Origin of the sequence: Pseudomonas sp. Irchel s3h9 (assembly GCF_900187475.1) — a bacterium.
Lineage (GTDB): Bacteria > Pseudomonadota > Gammaproteobacteria > Pseudomonadales > Pseudomonadaceae > Aquipseudomonas > Aquipseudomonas neuropathica.
Window position 1 is genome coordinate 195227 of sequence record NZ_FYDH01000007.1, and the last position, 20453, is coordinate 215679.

General features: G+C 56.9%; 19 protein-coding genes. 9 read left to right on the forward strand and 10 right to left on the reverse strand.

Annotated features, from left to right (window positions below; translation table 11 throughout):
* Window positions 1–6: 6 nt before the first annotated feature.
* From CKW26_RS13880 to CKW26_RS13900, 5 genes are all read right to left on the reverse strand, one after another.
* Window positions 7–3096, reverse strand: coding sequence for an efflux RND transporter permease subunit (locus CKW26_RS13880; protein ID WP_095048996.1), 3090 nt, complete (start codon window positions 3094–3096; stop codon window positions 7–9).
* Window positions 3093–4202 (reverse strand): efflux RND transporter periplasmic adaptor subunit, encoded by a 1110-nt coding sequence (locus CKW26_RS13885; RefSeq protein WP_095048997.1) that lies wholly within the window; start codon window positions 4200–4202, stop codon window positions 3093–3095. Before CKW26_RS13885 ends, CKW26_RS13880 begins: the two co-directional genes overlap by 4 nt.
* 125 nt (window positions 4203–4327) lie before the next feature.
* The gene (locus CKW26_RS13890; protein ID WP_095048998.1) at window positions 4328–5599 is read right to left on the reverse strand and encodes an OmpP1/FadL family transporter; all 1272 of its coding nucleotides are present in this window, start codon (window positions 5597–5599) and stop codon (window positions 4328–4330) included.
* 200 nt (window positions 5600–5799) lie between these two features.
* A complete protein-coding gene (locus CKW26_RS13895; protein ID WP_095048999.1) occupies window positions 5800–6426 on the reverse strand; it encodes a TetR/AcrR family transcriptional regulator in 627 nt (208 codons plus the stop codon).
* A gap of 58 nt (window positions 6427–6484) precedes the next feature.
* Window positions 6485–7651, reverse strand: a complete 1167-nt coding sequence (locus CKW26_RS13900) for an MFS transporter (RefSeq protein ID WP_095049000.1) — start codon at window positions 7649–7651, stop codon at window positions 6485–6487.
* 94 nt (window positions 7652–7745) lie between these two features.
* Between CKW26_RS13900 and CKW26_RS13905 the strand changes: the two genes are divergently transcribed.
* From CKW26_RS13905 to CKW26_RS13920, 4 genes are all read left to right on the forward strand, one after another.
* Entirely contained in the window at window positions 7746–8651 is a 906-nt protein-coding gene (locus CKW26_RS13905; protein ID WP_095049001.1) for a LysR family transcriptional regulator, read from the forward strand.
* A gap of 88 nt (window positions 8652–8739) precedes the next feature.
* Complete coding sequence (locus tag CKW26_RS13910; protein WP_095049002.1) at window positions 8740–9993, forward strand: MFS transporter; 1254 nt, start codon at window positions 8740–8742, stop codon at window positions 9991–9993.
* Between the two features lie 67 nt (window positions 9994–10060).
* Window positions 10061–10885, forward strand: a complete 825-nt coding sequence (locus tag CKW26_RS13915; protein WP_095049003.1) for an AraC family transcriptional regulator — start codon at window positions 10061–10063, stop codon at window positions 10883–10885.
* 72 nt (window positions 10886–10957) lie between these two features.
* Window positions 10958–11344, forward strand: a complete 387-nt coding sequence (locus CKW26_RS13920) for a cupin domain-containing protein (protein WP_095049004.1) — start codon at window positions 10958–10960, stop codon at window positions 11342–11344.
* Between the two features lie 235 nt (window positions 11345–11579).
* Here the strand turns inward: CKW26_RS13920 and CKW26_RS13925 are convergent, their stop codons facing one another.
* Together CKW26_RS13925 and CKW26_RS13930 are read right to left on the reverse strand one after the other, a co-directional pair.
* Window positions 11580–12173 (reverse strand): NADPH-dependent FMN reductase, encoded by a 594-nt coding sequence (locus CKW26_RS13925; protein WP_095049005.1) that lies wholly within the window; start codon window positions 12171–12173, stop codon window positions 11580–11582.
* Window positions 12170–13027: a sterol desaturase family protein gene (locus CKW26_RS13930; protein WP_095049006.1), complete on the reverse strand. Its 858-nt coding sequence runs from the start codon at window positions 13025–13027 to the stop codon at window positions 12170–12172. The genes CKW26_RS13925 and CKW26_RS13930 overlap by 4 nt, the downstream gene beginning before the upstream one ends.
* Before the next feature lie 67 nt (window positions 13028–13094).
* Here CKW26_RS13930 and CKW26_RS13935 point away from each other — a divergent pair, with 67 nt between their 5' ends.
* Window positions 13095–14057 carry an AraC family transcriptional regulator ligand-binding domain-containing protein gene (locus CKW26_RS13935; RefSeq protein ID WP_095049007.1) on the forward strand — a complete coding sequence of 321 codons (963 nt, stop codon included), beginning with the start codon at window positions 13095–13097 and terminating at the stop codon, window positions 14055–14057.
* A gap of 150 nt (window positions 14058–14207) precedes the next feature.
* Here CKW26_RS13935 and CKW26_RS13940 read toward each other — a convergent pair whose 3' ends face one another.
* Window positions 14208–14597 (reverse strand): helix-turn-helix domain-containing protein, encoded by a 390-nt coding sequence (locus tag CKW26_RS13940; RefSeq protein WP_093431515.1) that lies wholly within the window; start codon window positions 14595–14597, stop codon window positions 14208–14210.
* Between the two features lie 112 nt (window positions 14598–14709).
* Here CKW26_RS13940 and namA point away from each other — a divergent pair, with 112 nt between their 5' ends.
* Together namA and CKW26_RS13950 are read left to right on the forward strand one after the other, a co-directional pair.
* Window positions 14710–15750, forward strand: coding sequence for an NADPH dehydrogenase NamA (gene namA, locus CKW26_RS13945; protein ID WP_095049008.1), 1041 nt, complete (start codon window positions 14710–14712; stop codon window positions 15748–15750).
* A 61-nt stretch (window positions 15751–15811) separates the two neighbouring features.
* On the forward strand, window positions 15812–16195 hold the full coding sequence (locus CKW26_RS13950; protein WP_095049009.1) for a nuclear transport factor 2 family protein: 384 nt from the start codon (window positions 15812–15814) through the stop codon (window positions 16193–16195).
* Window positions 16196–16324: 129 nt separating this feature from the next.
* Here the strand turns inward: CKW26_RS13950 and CKW26_RS13955 are convergent, their stop codons facing one another.
* Complete coding sequence (locus CKW26_RS13955; RefSeq protein WP_095049010.1) at window positions 16325–17335, reverse strand: NAD(P)-dependent alcohol dehydrogenase; 1011 nt, start codon at window positions 17333–17335, stop codon at window positions 16325–16327.
* 173 nt (window positions 17336–17508) lie between these two features.
* Between CKW26_RS13955 and CKW26_RS13960 the strand changes: the two genes are divergently transcribed.
* Window positions 17509–18423: a LysR family transcriptional regulator gene (locus CKW26_RS13960; protein ID WP_095049011.1), complete on the forward strand. Its 915-nt coding sequence runs from the start codon at window positions 17509–17511 to the stop codon at window positions 18421–18423.
* Window positions 18424–18593: 170 nt separating this feature from the next.
* A complete protein-coding gene (locus tag CKW26_RS13965) occupies window positions 18594–19055 on the forward strand; it encodes a hypothetical protein (RefSeq protein WP_095049012.1) in 462 nt (153 codons plus the stop codon).
* 37 nt (window positions 19056–19092) lie between these two features.
* Here the strand turns inward: CKW26_RS13965 and CKW26_RS13970 are convergent, their stop codons facing one another.
* On the reverse strand, window positions 19093–20316 hold the full coding sequence (locus CKW26_RS13970) for an MFS transporter (RefSeq protein WP_095049013.1): 1224 nt from the start codon (window positions 20314–20316) through the stop codon (window positions 19093–19095).
* Between the last annotated feature and the right edge of the window lie 137 nt (window positions 20317–20453).

Sequence of the window (20453 nt, forward strand, 5' to 3'; positions counted from 1 at the left end):
TTGTCACTACGCCAGTTTGACTGTTTCAGTCTGAGCGTTGTGCTCAGGACGGATCTTGAACCAGATGGAATACATCGCTGGCAGGAACACCAGCGTCATGATGGTACCGACGAATGTGCCGCCGATCAGGGTGTAGGCCAGCGTGCCCCAGAACACCGAGTGCGTCAGGGGAATAAAGGCCAGGATGGCCGCCAGCGCCGTCAGCAGGACCGGCCGTGCGCGTTGCACCGTGGCCTCGACAACGGCGTGGAACGGGTCCAGCCCTTCCAGCGTGTTGTGGTGGATCTGCCCGATCAGAATCAGCGTATTGCGCATCAGGATCCCCGACAGCGCAATCAGACCGACCAGCGCATTGATGCCAAACGGCTGATTGAAGATCAGCAGCGTCGGCACCACGCCAATCAAGCCTAGCGGTGATGTGAGGAAGACCATGATCATCGCCGCGATCGAACGCACCTGCACGATGATGATCAGCAACGTCATGGCGATCATGATCGGCAGCAAGGGCAAGATCGCCTTGCCCGCCTTGCCGGACTCCTCGATAGCCCCCGCCTGCTCGATGCGGTAACCGGAAGGCAACGTGTCGATGATCGGCTGCAACTGCTTGATGATCGAACTCGATACATCCGGTGGCTGCAAACCTTCGGCAATGTCGCCACGCACAGTGATCGTCGGTGTGCGGTCACGGCGGCGCAGAATCGGGTCCTCCATGCGCACATCGACCTCGCCAATCTGCGATAACGGGATGCGTTGTCCCGACACGCCGACCAAAGTGAAACCCTTGATCTGCGCCGGGTCGAGCCTGATATTGCCCGCCGCACGCCCGACGACCTGCACAGAACGAATATCCTCGCGCACCGCCGTGATCGGCACTCCGCTCAGCAGAAACTGCAGTTGCTGGGCGACCGCATTGGAGGTCAGCCCCACTGCCTGCAGACGGTCCTGATCGAGACTGAAATGCAAGGTCGGGGTCAGCGGTCCCCAGTCGGTGTTCACCGTTCTCATCATCGGGCTGTCTTGCAGCACGCTCCGGACCTGCTCGGCGATATCGCGCAGCTTCGCCGGATCAGGGCCCATCACCCGATAGGCAACCGGAAACGGAGAATAAGGACCGAACACAATTTGCGTGGCCCTGACACGGGCTTCCGGCGCGAGCCCCTCGGCAACCGCTTCGCGCAGCCGGAACTTGAGGGTTTCGCGTGCTTCCTGACTGTCCGTCAGCACCACGATTTTCGCAAACGAAGGGTCGGGTAATTCTGGCGCCATCGCCAGGAAGAAACGCGGCGCACCCTGGCCGATATAGGCCGTGACGATTTTGGCCTCATCCTGCTTTTGCAACCAGGCTTCGACCTTGGCGGCCGTGGCGCTGGTCTGCTCGATCGAAGTGCCGTAGGGCATTTGCACCTCGATCATCACCTCGGGGCGGTCAGAGGTCGGGAAGAACTGTTTCTTCACCAGCCCCATGCCTGGCACGGCGACAAAAAACAGCGTGACCACCGTGCCTGCTACTAACCATTTGCGGGCGATCACCGCGGTCAGCAGCCGGCGGAAGCGGTTGTAATTCGGCGTGTTATAGATCGCCGCGTGGCCACCTTCGACCTTCTTGATGTCCGGCAACAATTTCACGCCCAGATACGGGGTGAACGCCACCGCGACGACCCAGGAAGCGATCAATGCGATGCCGACGATCCAGAACATGTTGCTGGTGTACTCGCCGGCAGTGGACTGGGCAAAACCGTTCGGCAAAAAGCCGATTGCCGTCACCAGCGTACCGGACAGCATCGGCGCTGCCGTATGGCTCCAGGCATAGGCGGATGCCTTGATGCGGTCGTAGCCCTCCTCCATTTTCACCACCATCATTTCAATGGCGATGATCGCGTCATCGACCAACAGCCCGAGCGCAAGGATCAATGAGCCGAGGGTGATGCGATCGAAATTCTTGCCAGTGGCGGCCATCACCACGAACACGATCGCCAGGGTCAACGGCACAGCCGCTGCGACCACCACCCCTACTCGCCAGCCCATACTCAGAAAACAAACGAGCATGACCACCAGCAGCGCGACAAAAAACTTCACCATGAACTCGCCGACCGCCGAGTCGATATTGACTGCCTGGTCGGTGACTTTGGCGAGTATCATGCCCAATGGCATTTCCGCATTGATCCGCGCGGTCTCCGCATCCAGCGCCTTGCCCAGATCCAGACCGTTCCAGCCCTCGCGCATCACCACGCCCAGCAGCAGCGCGTCTTCACCGTTATTGCGTACAACAAAGGTCGCCGGATCTTCGTAACCGCGTTCAACCGTCGCCACATCAGAGAGCTTGAGTGTGCGCCCCTGCACGAAGACCGGTGTGTCGCGAATTTTCTGCACCTTGTCGAAGGCACCGTCGAGACGCAGAAAAACCTGCGGCCCATTGGTTTCGATGGAGCCGGCGGGCGTCAGCACGTTCTGACTGTTCAGCGCGGCGAAGATGTCCTGCGGCGACAAGCCGAGGGTCGCCAGCCGGTCATGGGAAAACGAAACGTAGATGCGCTCGGCTTGCTCACCGATGATGTTGACCTTCTTCACCCCCGGCACGTGCAGCAGACGCTGGCGCATGGCTTCCGCATCACGCACCAGCAAGCGCTGCGGCTCACCTTTGGCTTTCAAGGCGAACAGCGCGAAGGTCACATCGGAAAACTCATCGTTGACCATCGGCCCGATCACACCGGCCGGCAGCCTGATGGCTTCATCGTCGAGTTTCTTGCGCGCTTGATAGAACTCTTCCTGCACTTGCGACGGCGGCGTGCTATCGAGCAACGACACCATCGTGAACGCCAGTCCAGGGCGGGTGTAGGTTTCCGAGCGGTCGTACCACTTGAGTTCTTGCAGGCGCTTTTCAAGGGGTTCGGCGACCTGATCCTGCATCTCTTGCGCCGTCGCGCCGGGCCACGCGGTAATCACGGTCAACTGTTTGACCGTAAACGGTGGATCTTCCGCACGTCCCAACTTAAAGAACGACAACGTCCCTGCAACAGCGATCAGAAAAATCAGGAACACCGTGATTGCCCGCTCGCGCACGGCGATGGCCGAAAGGTTGAAGCGCCCCTGACTCATGGACGGCTCCCGGCAACGCTGGCTTCGCTCTGCTGCGGCAATCGTATTTCTTCGCCATCGCGCAGCAGATGGGCGCCCAACGCTACAACCTGCTCACCGGCAGCGAGGTCGCCGGCGATGCGCGCCGAATCATCGCTCAACCCCAGCACCTGAACCGCTCGCCAGGTCACTGTTGCCGGTGTTCCGGCAATCACCCACACACCGGGGCCTTTGCCCGGGTCGTAAACGGCGGCGATGGGGACTTGTAACGCTTGAGTCTGGGTGGCGCCCTCGGCAATGCTGAGGGTCACGGTCGCACCGATTGGCGCATTGGCCAGCGGCCCCTCAAGCACATAGCGCGCTTCGAACGTGCGCGTTGTACGGTCTGCCGAGTCCGAAAGCAGCCGCAGTTTTGCCGTGACAGCCGCTGAATTCATGCCGTAGAGGCTGGCTTGCGCGGTGGAGCCGGCGGCCGGACGCAGGGTTTCGGGCAGATGCACGATGGCTTCGCGCTGACCTGCACGGGCCAGTCGAACCACCGGTTGTCCCGGACTGACGACTTGTCCCGGTTCAGCGAGTGTTTCCACCACCACGCCGTCCGCATCAGCGACCAGCAGCGCATAACCCGAGGTATTGCGCGCTACATCGGCTTGCGCTTGCGCGGCGTTGAGCTGCGCTTTTGCCGTCTCTGCGGCGGCTCTGAACTGATCGTAGGCTGATGCCGAAATGGCGCCAACGCCGACCAGTTTGCGATAGCGAGCCTCATCGTCGGCTGTCTGTTTGGCGCTGGCGCGAGCAGCTATGACCGCCGCCTGCTGCGCCCGCGCCTGCAATCCGAGATCGATCGGGTCGAGACGCATCAGCGGCTGCCCTCGCTTGACGACCTCCCCCGTATCAACCAGACGTTCGAGCACTTTGCCCGAAACGCGAAACCCCAGGTCGCCCTGAACGCGCGCCGCGACCACGCCGGTGAAAGAGCGAGCGACATCGGGTGACGCTTGAACCGCAGCGGATCTGACCAGCGGCGCCTGCGTACGGGGATCTGCAACGCTGGAAGATTCGCCACAGGCGCTCAGGGCGAGAGGCAACAAGCATGCGGCAATGGGGAAAGGTCGGAGCCGGCGCATAGGTTCCCTTACTGAGGAATAGGATGATCATCATATTCTCAGCCTTGTGACCAATAACGTCAATGGTCACAACCTGCATCCTGACCACCTGCAGTATCGAACTACGAATCGGCTGACGGGCCTGCCTAAAAACGGTAGCTCACCGAAGTCCCGAGCCCGCTCGCACTGTTCTTGTATCGGGCACTGTAGGCACCTCTCGATGTCGAGGTGTCGTTGACCTCGACGCTCTCCTCCCAAAGGTAGGAATAAGCCAGGTCGATCGTGACATTTTCCACGGGCGTCCAGCCGGCCCCGAAGCTGAGCACCTTGCGGTCGCCCGTCGGAATCCGCGGCCCCCGATTGGTGTTGTTAGCCGGTGACTGATCAACCGAGAAACCGGCGCGCAGCACCCACTGGTTATTCAATTGATAGGCTGCACCGATCGCGTGAGCCCAAGTGTCATGCCAGTTCTGCTCTTCGCTGATCTTGCCCAATTGGCCGCTCAGCAATGGCGGCAAACCACTGTTCTCGATCGTCAGCTCCTTGAAGCGGCTCCAGCGCGTCCAGGTACTGCCCACATAAAGCGTCCAGTCGTTATTGATTTGATGCGTGACCGAAAAGTCCACCGACTCCGGCGTGTCCACGTCCAGCGACGCGTCATAGTTGCGACCGCTGACGCCCAGCACGCTGAAGATGCCATCGGTGACCTTGGTTTTCGCATCCAGGTGGTAACTGACCTTGGAATGGTAGGTCAGGCCCAGGCGGGTCTGGTCTGTCGCCTGCACCAGCACACCGGCGTTGAAGCCCAGCGCGGTGTCATCGCCGGTGCTTTTGAGCTTGCCGTCATTACGCCCCGGGCTCAGTGGATTGGGAACCATGCCCGATATCTCGCCGCTGATACGGTTAATGGTCGGACCGAAGCCGATCGAAACTTTTTCGTTAAAGGCGTAGCTGATGGTCGGCTGGAAAGTCAGCGTGGTGACTTCACTCTTGTTGGCGTAATAGCGTCCGGCAAAACCACTGCCGTAGTCGGTGATCAACCCGAACGGTACATAAAATCCGACGCCGAATGCCCAGTGGTCATCAATGGGTTTGACGTAATACCCCATCGGCACGGTGGTCGTGGGCACCATGTCGCCGTCTTCCTTGCCACCGAACGTACTGCGCGTCCGGCTGATATCAGACTTGGCGAACAGTGTCGCCGCGCCCACGCTGACCTGCTCCCGTTTAAGCCGCGCCATGCCCGCCGGGTTGCCGTAGATCGTACTGGCGTCTTCGGCTGATGAAGAGCGCCCGGCAAAACCGGATCCCATCCCGCTGATGCTTTGTTCGTTGAGTGCAAAGCCACCGGCAAACACATTGGAAGACGCAAGCACGAAGGCCAGGCCCACGGGCCTCTTGAGCATTGTTTTTTTCATTATTGGACTCTATGGAGATCACTGGAATAGAACATCGAGCACTACAGCGAAGCCATATTATCCATGTGACCATTTCAATCAATGGTCACGCTGAGCTAAATTCAATGCCCTCCCGGTACTCATGTACCGGGAACAGGAAACTTGATAAGGGGGGATGTCGCCTTGACTCGAATCGCCTGAAAACTTTGCTCAGCGATGGGTCAAGGCATGAGGCTGCGCAGGATGAGGTTGGTGGTCAGCGTGGGCGCTTGTTCGATCAGATCCAGATTGTGTTGCAACAGCAGCGGGTTGACGAAAGGTCGCAGCGCCAGATTGATCGCCTCGACGGTCTCGTCCAGCGGGGTCTTGCGCTCGAACTCCCCCGCTTCTCGACCTTGACGCACGATGTCGAGGATAAAGCCCTTGATCTGCGCTTCGTACACCTGGGCGCTGTTCCAGCGCTCTGATGCGGAAAACGCCGCGATGTCGTAGAGCTTGCGATCGTTGAAGAACAGATCCACACCCGTGGCGATCACGGTTTTGACCAGCCTGCGCAAACGCTCGGTGGCTGAAAGCGCTTCTGCGTTAACCGCTTGTTCGACGGCTGCAGCGATTTGGCCCAGGCAGTTGCCGCAAATGGCCTCGCCAATCGCCTGCTTGGAATCAAAGAATTTATAGATGTAGGCCTTGGAAAAACCGATGGCCTTGGCCAAGTCGGAAACCGTGGTTTTACCGTAGCCGTATTGGCTGAAGTGCTCGTTGGCCGCGGCGACAATCTGGTCGCGAATGTCGTGTTCGGCGGGGCCGCGAGTGCTCGGCGAGGAGGCAGTTAGGGATGGCTGATTCATGGGGGCAGCTTACTCACCCTATGAATGACTGACAACTCGCCGAGCATTGTTGAACGTGTTACACCACGGCGGCTTCAATCGTCCTGGAACGCCACGCAAATCCCAACACCATCAGCAGCCCCAGGCCCGCCATTGCCGCGCCGGCCAGGGAGATCGCCGGATAACCCAGCCCGCTGCTGATCACCGCGCCGCCCAGCGCCGCGCCAATCGCGTTGCCGAAGTTGAAGGCGCCGATGTTCACCGCCGAGGCCAGATTGGGTGCGTCCTTGGCCGCTTCCATTACACGCATTTGTAACGGCGGCACCAGAGCGAAGCTGGCGATACCCCAGATCAGGATGGCCACGGCGGCTGGCAGCGGCCAGCGCATCAGTACGGTGAACGCCAACAAGACCAGAATCAGCACGCTCAGCGAGACGATCAGGGTGCGATCGATCGAGCGGTCAGCGGCCTTGCCGCCCCACATGTTGCCCAGCGTCAACCCGACACCGTAAAGCATCAGCATGGCGGTGATGTAGGCAGTGGATGCATGGGTCTCGCTGCTGAGGATTGGCGCGATGTAGGTGAAGACAGTGAACATGGCACTCGAGCCGACGACTGTCAGGGCCAGTGCGGCCAGCACCGGGCCGCGCCCCAATACCCGGATTTCCGCCATGACACCGACGCTTTGCGGCGCCCGAACGTTGGGCAAAGCGAACCACAACGCGGCCATGGTCAGCACGCCCAGGCCGGTAATGCCCCAGAAAGCCGTGCGCCAACCGAACAGTTCGCCAAACCAGGCAGCCAGCGGCACACCGCCGATGGTCGCCAGAGTCAAGCCCATGAACATCGCCGCGACCGCCCCGGCACGTTTTTCCGGGGCGACCAAGGTGGCGGCGACGACGGAGCCAACGCCAAAGAAGGCACCGTGGTTCAGTGAGGTCACGACCCTGGCGACCATGAGGCTGTAGTAATCGGTGGCCAGGGCTGACATCAGATTACCGAGGGTGAAAATTGCCATGAGCCCGATCAGCAGAGAGCGCCGGGGAATCCTGCCGGTGGTCAGGGTCATCAGTGGTGCGCCGAGCAATACGCCCAGCGCATAAGCACTGACCAGCAAACCGGCAGCGGGAATGGAAACGCCCAGATCCGCAGCGATACCCGGCAACATGCCCATGGGGGCGAATTCTGTGACGCCGATGCCGAAGGCACCGATGGCGAGTGCAACAAGTGGTGGATTGATACGCATGGAAAGCTCCTCATCTATGCTGCCAATGCTACGATCGCGCCCTTTCAGGCGGTAGATAGCGTTTTTGGCAATCACCTTTGCGTAGGAGGCACAAGTGGATTTCAACGGCAGGTCAGGTGAAATGAGCGTATTCACCACCGTCGCGCAGGAAGGCAGCCTGTCGGCCGCCGCGCGTGCACTGGGCCTGACACCCTCGGCCGTCAGCCGGATCATTGCGCGCACCGAGCAACGGCTTGGCACTCGCCTGCTGTTGCGCACCACCCGAGCGCTCACCTTCACCGCCGAGGGCGAAGCGTTCCTGCGCGGCGCCCGGCGGATCCTCGCCGACATGGACGAAGTCGAGGAAGCCATCGCCGATCAGGGCGTGCCCAAGGGGCGACTGCGGGTCAGTGCCGCCCTTGGCCATGGACGGCTGGCCATCGTTCCCTTGGTCGCAGCCTTCAGCGCCCGTTACCCGAACATCGTCGTCGACCTCACCCTCGGCGACGAGGTGGTCGACATTCTCGGCGGGCAAGCCGACGTCGCGGTGCGCTTCGGCCATCTGCCCGACAGCCCGCTGACCGCACGCAGGATCGGCACCACCGGCCAGGTCGTGGTGGCATCGCCGGAGTATCTGCAGCGCCACGGCATCCCGCAGGAACCGGAAGACCTGCTCCAACACAACTGCCTGCGCTTCAATTTCAAGCGTGCCGAACCCAACTGGCCATTTATCCGCGATGGCAAAGCGTTTGCCCTGAAGGTCAGCGGCAACATCGAATGCAGCAGTGGTGAAGCGCTGGCACAATTCGCGCGAGTGGGTGCCGGCATTGCCCGTATCGGTGCGTTCAGCGTGAGCGAGGATCTGCAGCGCGGCGACCTGATTGCGCTGTTGCAAGACTGGAACCCGGGGGATCAGGAGCCGATTCATGCGGTGTTCGTCGGTGGCGCGGCGATGCCGGCACGGGTGCGATTGTTCGTCGACTTTTTGCGGGAACATCACCGGATGTCAGCGCAGGTATAAGCTGATATTTGCGCAGCCGCATTGCGGATAATTCGGCGCGTGCGAATGACATTCCAAACAACAAGGTGCGGAGCAAGGAAGTCACCCCTTGAGTACATTTCGAAAGTATCTTTGCCTGGACTTGTTACTTTGGATCTACCTCGGCTGTTGGAATACCACGCTACCTCTGATTATCGTGCAGCGGGGAAGCCTGATGGAGCTGGCTGCATACGAAACAGCGCTGGCACTCGCGGCGATCATTTCAATGTTGTGTCTGGCGCCGCGTGTTGAGTCAATGCGCCGCAGCACGGCGCTCAAGGTAGGCTGTTTTGCGATCTTGATGGCCAGCGTATTGCGATACGTTTTTGCTGCAAACTGGTATTCGCTTGATGCGCTGATAGTGATCGATGTAATCGCTGCATCAGCATTTGGAATGATCCAGCCTCTGTTGGGTATCTATCCTGCGGAAACCGTTGATAAACATCGGACGGACGCTGCATTTCGCGTCCGACGCATCGTTGTTACTGTTGGCCGGGTTGCTGGGCCTTTGTTGGCGGGTATGGTGATTACGGTTTCCTCACTGGAAGTCTCGCTGCTATTTGTGTCGATAGTAGGATTCGTCATTGTGGTTTTAGGCATGGTGTTACCCGTCAGCGAATCCCCTGCCCTGCAACCCCGAAAATCATCAACCGATCTTGTTAATGACATGCTTTTGGGGCTTAAACTCAAATGCGTTCTACCGCCAGAACAATTTTTGACCTTTTCCGGATTACTGCTTGGTCTGGCCGTTACCGTGACCATACCGATGCTGGTGCCAGCGCTCATACACACTCGGGGTCTGGCTGAAGGTAGCGTTGGCCTGTTCAATGCGATATTCGCGGGCGGAGCCGTTGCAGGTTTGTTCTTTTTAAGCCCGCTGATTAGCAAAAAGGAAAATCAGCGCAACAAGTATCTTGGATGTTGGGCCCTATTAACGTTTGCACTCTGTGCAGCGACACAAGCCGACGAGATCTGGCAGTTGAGTACTTGCCTGTTTTTCGTCGGGGCGGCGAGTGCTTGCATTACGATGGTCGGAATGGACAAGAGGCTCATGTCGATCCCCTCCGGCGTACGCGTGCGACTGATGGCATCCACATTAGTGATCAGTCAACTAGGCGGCTCGGTGTCATTCATGATGACGGGCACCATCATGTCCGTATCCGGTGCATCCAGTTTGATGTGGCTTTATCTCGGGGTATTTCTGGTTATCGTCATATATTCCATGCGATCAAAAAAGATATGGCACTTCCTGGAAGATGACGCTGAGTCAGAGCTGTATTACGCAAAAAACCATCCGAAACTGGCGGCAGTCATGAGTCGATGAAATGTCTCCTGAAAATGTGCCCGACATGCCGGGACGACGCGATCACCCATATTGGAGAGGTACATTCATGGATCAGAAAAATGGCCAACGTGCCAACGCCGACTGGGTCATCCGCAGTGTTCAACCGGGAGGAATCGAGCGTATCGAAGCGTGGTTCGGCAGCCACGGCTACGATCCTCATCGACACGACATCTACTCGATCGGCCGTACGTTGGCGGGCGTCCAGAGCTTTCACTACGCAGGCTCGATGCGCCACAGTCTCCCCGGCAATACGCTGGTGCTTCACCCAGACGAACTCCACGATGGTATGGCCGGCACCGACGCAGGCTTTCGTTATCGAATGGCCTACGTTGATCCGGCGTTAATCCAGAACGCTCTGGGTGGGGAACCCTTGCCCTTTATCGCCGGGGGACTGTCGAGCGATCCGCGTCTGTTCCATGCCAGTGAAGCATTCGTGCTAGCGGTGGATCATCCACTGGAAACACTGGAGGAACAGGACGCGCTGTATGACCTGGCGATGGCGTTGCGTGCGGTCGGCGGCAAGCCGCGCGGGCGCAAGCGTCTGGATTATCGCGCAGCCGAGCGCGCCAGAGCATTCATCCTGGAACATCTGCACACATGCATTTCGCTGGAGATGCTGGAACATGCCAGTGGGCGCGAGCGCTGGAGCCTGTCACGCGACTTCAGAACACTTTACGGTACGAGCCCTTACCGATTTGTCACCCTGCGCCGTCTGGATCGGTTCCGCGCATTGGTGCTTGAAGGTTTCGCCCTGGTGGATGCGTCCCTCATCGCGGGTTTCCACGATCAAAGTCATATGACGCGACACTTCACCCGCTGCTACGGAGTTCCGCCCATGCGCTGGCTGGAACGATTGCGGGCCGCACGCTGACTTGCAGGATCGTACAAGAGCGCCCTGCTCCATGCTCTATAGGATGGCGACTTCGACCACCGAGGATTCGTCATGTCAAAGCTCCGTCATCAACAATCATCAGTTCCTGTAAACCTGGCACGTAAAGCGTCGCTCATCGAACAGCAATGGAGCCCCAGGGTTGTTGCAGAAATGAATGACTACCAGTTCAAGGTTGTGCGAATCGAAGGCGAATTCATCTGGCACTCACATCCTGAGACCGACGAAGCATTTCTTGTCCTGGAGGGCACCTTGCGCATCGACCTGCCGGATAGCTGCGTCTATGTGAGCCAGGGTGAATTGTATGTAGTACCCCGCGGCGTTGAACACCGGACGGCTGCTGAAGGTGAAGCAAAACTGATGATGATCGAGCCACGAGGTATTTTGAACACCGGGCATGAAGATGGCGAAAGAACGGCTTTGAACGACGTCTGGATATAATCCAGCGCCATCCTGTGTAATGTCTGCGCTGAGTTGGAAATAGTTGACCTTGACCGGCAGCTATCGGCCAATAGCAGACGTTCGTGAACGACCGGTTTCGACCCAAAACGGACATTCTTTGCAGGCAACTATCGGCCGAAGTTTGCCTATCGCGAAGTATTTACTTCTGGCGTCATGAGCCAACTAAGGTTTAGCTTTAACAGTTGCATTTTAAACTTATTGAGGTGCGACAACCTCACATCCCCGTAGAGAACTCAGGAGGATGTTTGATTGCAGTTCGCATCGTACGCAAGGCGTCATTGTATTGGCAAAGAACATGCAAAACCCAATCGGCACGTGCGCGGATGCGCATATCATTTTCATCTGAAGGGCACTCACTATTAAACATTGATTCAACGTTTCTTATAATCAGTTGCTCAGGCCAATACAGGATCCGGCTATTTTTATAGCTTGAAGCACGTAACTCTGTAATTGGGTAGGCTCCCCCAAGTCCAGCCGAAACGCCAACTAGAAGCGCGGGCTTATGTCCTAGTTCGCTGAACCCTGCGTACAAAAAGAAGTTCTTCAGGGCCGGGCAAGCCATGCCATTCCATTCCGGGCTGATCACGATCAATGCTGTTGCTTTTTTGAGGGTAGATTGCTGGGCACTCCAGGCTTTCTGAGTGTCTTCTTCTGGCCACAGCGGTAGCGGACTCGACGCCAGATCTATTAGTTCGCTTGAGTCACAAAGCTCAAGTGCTGCTAACCGGTCGCGCAGATAATGGGCAACTTTGATTGATTGACTGTTGGATCTATTCGATCCAGACAGCAAAACGATATGACGACTCATTGTGCGACCTTCTGTTTAGCTTCACTTACCTTGGGTGCCGTGCGATGGGAGCGAACGATTGGCCAGAACAATTCTTCTTTCCAGCTTATCGGTGACAAGTGTTCGATACCGTATGCTGGCGGACGCCTACGGGTAATTTTGGCTGTTCCGAACAACACATCCCATAAAAATAACAGGTTACCGAAATTACCTTTGTAGTGAGTCACGCCATCCTCTGCAGTCAAACCGTGATGCGCAGAATGAGTGGATGGAGTGGAGATGGTTCGCTCAAGAACCCAGATGATCGGCCGTAAAGCGCGAATGCGATAGAGTTTGTCGTCCCACGCAACATTGCTGTGTGCGGCGAAGATCACAGTCATTTTTATAATCAGATAAACATAATAAACGGGTGCGAGCCCCAGATAAATCAACACGCCTGATAGCCAGATGCCCGGCATCAAGAGATAGTAGAAACTATTGTTGCGGTAGACGATGCGAATACTCATATAGGGCGCGGAATGATGTGCGCGATGCAATGCATAAAGAGCAGGAATACGATGCGTCAGGCGATGCCACCAATATTGGGTCATGTCATCCAGCAGTAGAAACAACGCAAATCCTGCGATCCATGGAATAGAGGACAGTGCGCCCTTCATTTCCGGGATGGCGTGATTTAATATCAGACCACTTAGCCACATGACTAAAGGAAATGTGACCATCACTAATATACCGGAGCCGACGACTTCAATGAGCACGTCACGTTTACTACCTGACGACTGACGAAGCGAGGAACAGGCAAGTTCCAGTAAAATGAAGGAGAGGAAAATCCCGGCTACTATCACAGCGGGGTTATTGACGAGCATTGTTGTATTCATGGCACTCTCGATTTAGGCCCTTGCGGGCAATGCCCTTTCATTAGAAACCTGCGAGCAAGTCCTCCCAATGCGCGAAATGGACAAAATTGAGCTAGAACCGGCCAACCGCCCCCCCCAACGCTTTCATCGCGGCAGGCTGGGCCAGGTATTGGAGCGCTTCCTTGATAGCCAGGTTGCCCGGAAAAGTACGGATTACAACCTGATCGAACTGGATCAACTGTGGCGCGAAGCGGCACGTATCGATCCGGCGATCGGATTAAAATTGTTCGCGCTATTCACACCCCAGGACTGGCATGTCTTGGCTTATCTTTGCCTGTACAGTCCAGATATTTTGTCAGCCATGCACCTTTGGGCCCGGTACGCACCTCTTGCCTCGGACACAGACAATGTCAGGTTGGTTAATGACGAAAACGGCGTCGGAGTCGAATTGAACGTTGATGCGCCAGGAGAGTTGGCGCGGTATGTCGTCGAACACTACGGGGTGATGTCCATAGCGCAGTTACGACGAGGAACAGGACACAATGTGCAGCCGATTTTGGCAAAGTTCACTCATTCGCGTCCGTCGTATTACAAGCAATACACCGAATGGTTTGGTGATCGAGTCGAGTTTGATTGCTCGATCAACTGCTTCTATTTTCATGCTCGAAGCTTAAGCCTGCCAATGCAAACCCGTCATCACGGGATGTTGGAATTATTAACGCAGGAGCTGGATCGACGGATCGCCGCGCATCGGAATTTCAGCGGTTGGTCAGCCAAGGTTGCTGAAGGAGCGCGACGATCTCTAGCGAGACGTGAAACTCCCAATCTGGACAATCTGGCGAAGTCGCTGCACCAGACGCCAAGGACCTTGCGCAGACGGCTGGAAGAGCAAGGTACAACCTTCAGACAATTGCTCGATCAGATTCGCGCAGAATTGGAAATGCATCTTGAATTGCAGGGAGAGTCATTAACGGAGATTGCAGCTCAACTAGGTTACAGCGATTTGACGGCGTATCTACACGCCCGAAGCCGATGGCGTGACATGAAATAAGGTGGCAGCCCGAATTTTTCGTAACGGCAGTGCGACCTCAAAAATTCGCCTCATCACGCGCGAGTGATTTTCGTGCAGTTTCAACCCTGCGCCAAGCGGGCATCAAACTTCGTATTGTTCACCCCCTCCACCTCTCAACATCAGCATGATTCAAGCCAGAGATTCCAACTTGTCGTCACAGACGGCAGAGCGCCTGAGCTCCAGGATCGTGCGTTCATGCACTGCGCCCCACTCTCGCATCGCACTCACCAATGGCGCGAGTGAGTCACCTAACGCTGTAAGCGAATACTCAACTTTGGGTGGCACCTCGCGATAGATTTCGCGATGAATCACCCCGTCAGTCTCCAGTTCTCTGAGCTGAAGTGTGAGCATCCTCTGCGTGATATCTGGAATTAGCCGACGCAGCTCGTTGAAGCGCTTCGTGCCCGACATCAGGTGAAAAAGTATGAGCGATTTCCATTTTCCACCAATGACATCAACAGTGAAGGCGACGGGACACGCGAAAGCCTCAATCTCATCCTGAGGGTTACATTTTTTCACTGTTATCACCTTGGTATAAAAAGTGTGCCTACCGCACAAAATTGTGCGTACTTACGTCGATGTGCTGCAAAAGTTAGCATGATTCCATGTTCACCACGATGGAATCTGCCAGATGAGTTTGTTGTTATCACCCTATGAAATTAAGGGCCTCACCCTGAAAAACCGGGTCGTCATGTCCCCTATGTGCATGCACATGGCGTCGGATGATGGCTTCGTGACCGACTGGCACCGCGTTCATTACGGCGCTCGTGCCCTGGGTCAGGCAGCACTGATTTTTCCCGAAACGCTGGCCATTCAGGCTGACGGTCGTATTGGAGCCGGTGACCTTGGCATCTGGAGCGATGAGCACGTTGTTGGCTTGAAGGCGCTAACAGAATTGCTTCACGGTTTTGGTGCAAAAGCCGGCGCTCAGATCGGCCATGCGGGGCGCAATGCTGACCTGCCCGGTCTGATTCACATCGCGCCATCGGCGATTCCATTTACGCAAACCAGCCCTGTTCCTCGCGAACTCGCGGCTGATGAGATTCCGGCTCTGGTAAAGCTTTACGGCGATGCCGCACGTCGCGCCAGCGAAGCGGGCTTCGATGTGCTTGAGATCCATGCCGCGCACGGCTACTTGTTAAGTGAGTTTCTCTCGCCGCTGGCTAACACCCGCGACGACGAGTATGGCGGTGATGCCAAGCGTCGTTATCGCTTCCTGCGCGAGGTACTGGAAGAGGTTAAAACTCATTGGGGGGATCGCCCTCTATTCGTTCGCATCTCCAGCTCTGATTACGCCGAAGGCGGAAACACGCCCGAATCGTTTCTCGAATATGGTCGCTGGATGAAAGCGCAGGGCGTTGACTTGATCGACTGCAGTTCCGGCGGGATCAAGATGGTCAAGGTCGAGACCTATCCGGGTTACCAGGTGCCGGCCGCTGAATTACTGCGTAAGGAATTGCATATTGCGACAGGCGCTGTGGGGGTGATCCAGAGTGGGCGTCAGGCAGAAGAAATCTTGCAGAACGGCCGAGCTGATCTGGTGTTTGTCGGGCGGCAAATGCTCCGAGATCCATTCTGGGTTCGCACCGCTGCAGATGATCTTAAGGAAATCATCGAGATTCCTACCGCCTACACACGTTATGGATCTGTCTGGCTTGATACCAAAGCCTGATGCTTTCTTGCACTAATCAGATCAGCTAATAACAGCAATGCGATGAAGCAGGAGCAAAACCATGAGCAAGCCTACTTACGTGGAAGAATACCAAGCCATTACCGAGGTGCTTAACAAGTACATTGAGGGCTGCAAGCAGGCCAAAAGCAGCATCATGAAGCCGGCTTTCAGTGAGCAAGCGACCATGTTCAGCGTCGATGGCGACGGTAAGCTGGCTGGGGGTGCGATTTCAATACTGTTCGAAGGGGTCGACAAGGGTTTCCGCCCTTCTCCTGACGCACCAGCAGCTATCGTCCGCGTCGAAGTCGTCGGTACGGCGGCTAGTGCTCGCATCGACGCCAACGACATGTCAGGCATCTCTTTCACCGACTTTTTTCATCTGCTGAAAGTTGATGGCAAGTGGACTGTGATTAGCAAGATTTTTCAAACTCATGTAGGGCCTTGATGGAATGGTCGTCCGACGGCCCCTGCTTATCGTTGACATCGGAATCTGAGCCTAGCCCGGCTCAGACTCTGGTGGCGAATAAGCTGCGATGAGCGAGAAAAAAGGCGCCAAATTGGCGCCTCAACGTTATCAAGCGACTTTGATCACAACCTTCCCAAACGCTCCCCTCGCGAGATGTTCGTAAGCTTCTCGTGCTTTCTCGAACGGATAAACCTGATCGATCACGGGACGGATTTCGTGCTCGTTGAGGAACGCGTTCATCCGGTCGAATGATGAACGCGGCGCCACGGCGATTCCGCGAATGGTCGTCTGGCGGAAAATAAGTGGCATCAGATTGAGCTCAACGGTTTGTCCAGTGAGAAAGCCGATCTGTGCAATGCGCCCCGATGCTTTGGTTGCTGCGACCGATTGATTGATGCCGCTGCCACCGGCCACATCGAGTAGCAGATCCACGCCCTTGCCGTCGGTTAATTTCAGCACTTCGTCCGCCCACTTCGGGGTGGTTCTGTAGTTGATGCCAGCCACGGCTCCCAGTCCCGTCACAGTTTGCAGATTCTGGTCGCTGCTCGACGTTGCAATGACCTTCGCACCAAGTGCACTAGCAATCTGCACGGCAAATATCGATACCCCTCCAGTACCTTGAACCAATACGGTCTGTCCTGCCTTGATCTGTCCAAAGTCCACCAGCGAATACCAGGCTGTGAGCGCAGCAATGGGCAGTGTTGCCGCCTCTTCGTCGCTCATGTTGTCGGGTGCACCGACGGCGCTGTCTTCATGGATGATCATGTACTCGGCCAGACCGCCGGGCAACGGTGAACCGAAGCAGTAATCGGGTTCGTTCGGCCCTGGCTCGCCATCCAGCCAGCGAGAATAAAGGTGGGAGTTGACGCGATCACCGACTTTAAAACGCGTGACGTTGTCACCAATCGCGACCACCGTGCCGGCTGCATCGCTCACGGGAATCAGCGGTTTGGGCACCATGTGCGGTTCATAAATGCCGTCGACGATAGCCTTGTCGCGAAAGTTGAGCGAGACCGCGCCGACCTTCACCAGTAACTCGCCAGCCTTGGGTTGCGGGGTCGCAACCTCTCCCAATTGCAGGTTGTCGAGTCCGAAATCTTTCAATAACCAAGCTTTCATTGCCAGTCTCCAATTACACATCAATGGCCACGAACCAGAGCCGGTTCCGCCTTGGGTGCATTCTTCGCTGTTGAAAGCGCGCAATAAATGCGTGGAAAAAGACATGATTGTTCTAATCTTGGATAACAATCATGTTCAACCTTTTATTCATTCGGGGTTCATAGGAAAGCGTCATGGAATTGCTTCAATCGATGCGACTGTTCGCCAGGCTTGCCGAACTTGGCAGCTTTACCAAAGCCGCCGAATCGCTGGACATCGGACGACCTCAGGTCACTCGGTATATCCAGGAGTTGGAAACGTCATTGGGCGTGCGCTTGTTCCAGCGCACCACGAGAAAGGTCGCACTCACCGCCGAGGGCGAGAGATTCTATGAACGAGTACAGGAAATTCTGGCGGGTATTTCTGCTGCGACCTCAATGTTCGATCGATCAGGAGCAACGCTCACAGGCCGGCTGCGCGTCGATATCCCAAGCGCCTTCGCGCAGATGAAATTCATCAATAGCCTTAAAGAATTCACCGTCTGCTACCCCAGTATCAACATGGTTCTGGGCGTGACTGATCGGGCGGTCGACTTGATCGGTGAAGGCGTCGACTGTGCGTTGCGTATCGGCGATCTACCGAATTCCACCTTGATCGCTCGCCCTATCGCGATGGCGACGATGGTGACATGTGCCGCGCCCGGGTATTTGAACGAGCATGGCGAACCCAAGACACTCGACGATCTGACCTCCCATCGAGGCGTTAACTTCTTGTCCGGTCAGAGCAACAGAACATTGCCCTGGCATTTTTCGGTGAAAGGTCAGGATCGATCCTTTGTGCCTGACGCTGGCATCACCGTCACCGAGTCGAATGCGTACGTTCAGTGTGGCGTGTCGGGCTTCGGAATAATTCAGGCACCCGGGATCGCCGTGGCCAAGCATTTGGAAAGTCGCGGTTTGGTGGAAATTCTAAAGCCTTATCGGCCAGCCCCTCGCCCGGTGTCGTTGCTATACCCGAGCCGGACTCATCTGGCGCCCCAGGTTCAAGCTTTTATCGAGTGGCTGCAAGAGCGATTTCCGCAGCTTCATTCTGACTGGCTGGAACTCTAGCAATCGAGCTGTGTAAACGGTGGTTACGGGGCGGAACCGGTCCTTCGCGAACGTCGGCTCTTACCCAATTCACATAACACCCTTATGTAACCCGAAAACACGCCGATACCCTGCAGCAGCACGGAAGCACCGCAACCGCACTGACTCCCGAGAAGGAAGGAACCCGATCAATGTTGGAATACCTCTGGCGCAGCATCCATTCCCCGGACTACTTGCCCAACCTACTGGACTGGATGCTCCATATTCTCCTCAGCCCGTTCATGGTGATCATGTGCCTGATGGTCGGGGCGCTGGCCGGTAAATGGTGGAGAGCACTGCCCTACGGCAGCCTGACTTGTTATGTGGTCTTTCTGAGCCGGTCTTCTTTCTATCGGTGGGAAAGCATTTTCCCCATAGCCGGCCTGCCTGCGCTGGCGATCGATGGCGCGCTGTTGGCGCTCCTCGGTTTTTACTTGAAAGGCCTACTCAGAACCCGTTCTGAAGCAAAACCCGAAGGCCATTGGCTGCGCAGGCTTTATCAAGGCCTTAAGGTCGTCATGCTGACAATCATGGTGTTGTTCTGGGGACTCGTCGTGCTGTTTGTCGTGGTCTTCACTGTCTCGGTCGCTACCCAACCGTCATTGGTGCACTGAGCAGCTTCCTACGTGATCAGACAAATCGAGACCCAGCTTAGCCGGAAACGGCGTCCGAATGAGCTGTCGCCTCGACAAGATGAACCTCCGTTGCATTGCGCCCCGCCAACCAGGCCAGCACCGACGCGACAACCAACACCGCGGCGCTAAGCTCGAACGTAGCTTTATAACCACTCAGATCAAAAGCCAGACCACCAATGATCGCGCCACCGGCGATCGCCAGTTGGACAATCGCCACCAGCAAGCCACCTCCAGCCTCCGCATCATCCGGCAGTGTTTGCGCCAGCCATGTCCACCAGCCGACCGGCGCGGCGGTAGCAACCAGTCCCCAGAGTCCGAGCAATACGGCGGTGAGTACCGGTGATTTGCCGAAGCTGACCAACGCCAGCGCGATGGCCGCCATGATCAGCGGGATGATGGTCAGCGTGCGATAGAGGCCGCGCCCCATGAACCGTTCGATCAAAAAAGTGCCGATAAAACCGGCCAGTCCCAACCCCAGCAGCATCAAGGACAACGTCGAGACACTGACGCCCGTCACGCCTTCAAGGAAGGGACGCAGGTAGGTGAACAGCATGAACTGGCCCATGAAAAAGACGCTGACGGCGACCATGCCCAAGGCCACTGGCAATTGCTTCATCAGCCGCAGGACGTTGCCGCTACCGGCCTGGCGTTCGGCCTTAAAGGACGGCAGGCTGATCAGCAGCCAGACGGCGGCCAGCACTGCGACCGGAACCACACAGAAGAATGCCCCACGCCAGCCGATCAGCGAACCGAGAAAGCTCCCTGCCGGAGCGGCGATGACCGTCGCCAGCGCGTTACCGCCATTGACGATGGCCAGCGCTCGCGAAACCTGTTCAGGCTTCACCAAACGTATCGCAGTCGCCGCCGACAGCGACCAGAAACCACCAATCGCGATCCCGATCAACGCACGTCCAAACATGAATGAAGGGTAACCCGGCGCGACCGCGACGATCGTACCGGAGACGATCATCAGCAAGGTCAGGCCCAACAGCAGCTTCTTGCGTTCGACGTGCGCGGCGACCGAGGCAATCAACAGACTGGTGATCAAGGCAAAGGCACCGGACACGGAAATCCCCTGTCCGGCCTGGCCTTCAGTGATGTGCAGGTCAGCCGCAATCGGCGTCAGCAGACTGACGGGCATGAATTCTGAAGCGACCAAAGCGAATGCGGCCAGCGACATGGCCAGCACAGCGCTCCAGCCGCCTGTTCTTTTAGAAGGATCTGTAGAAGGAAACGTCATGGGAACTACCTGTGGTGCGAAAAACCTGTGGGTGTGATGCGCAGGGGCAAGCAGTTTGACGCCCATCCGGACACTGCCCCTGTAACAGATAGACACATTCTCCCGGTCAATCCGGCCCTTCCCTAGCGCATTCCTCT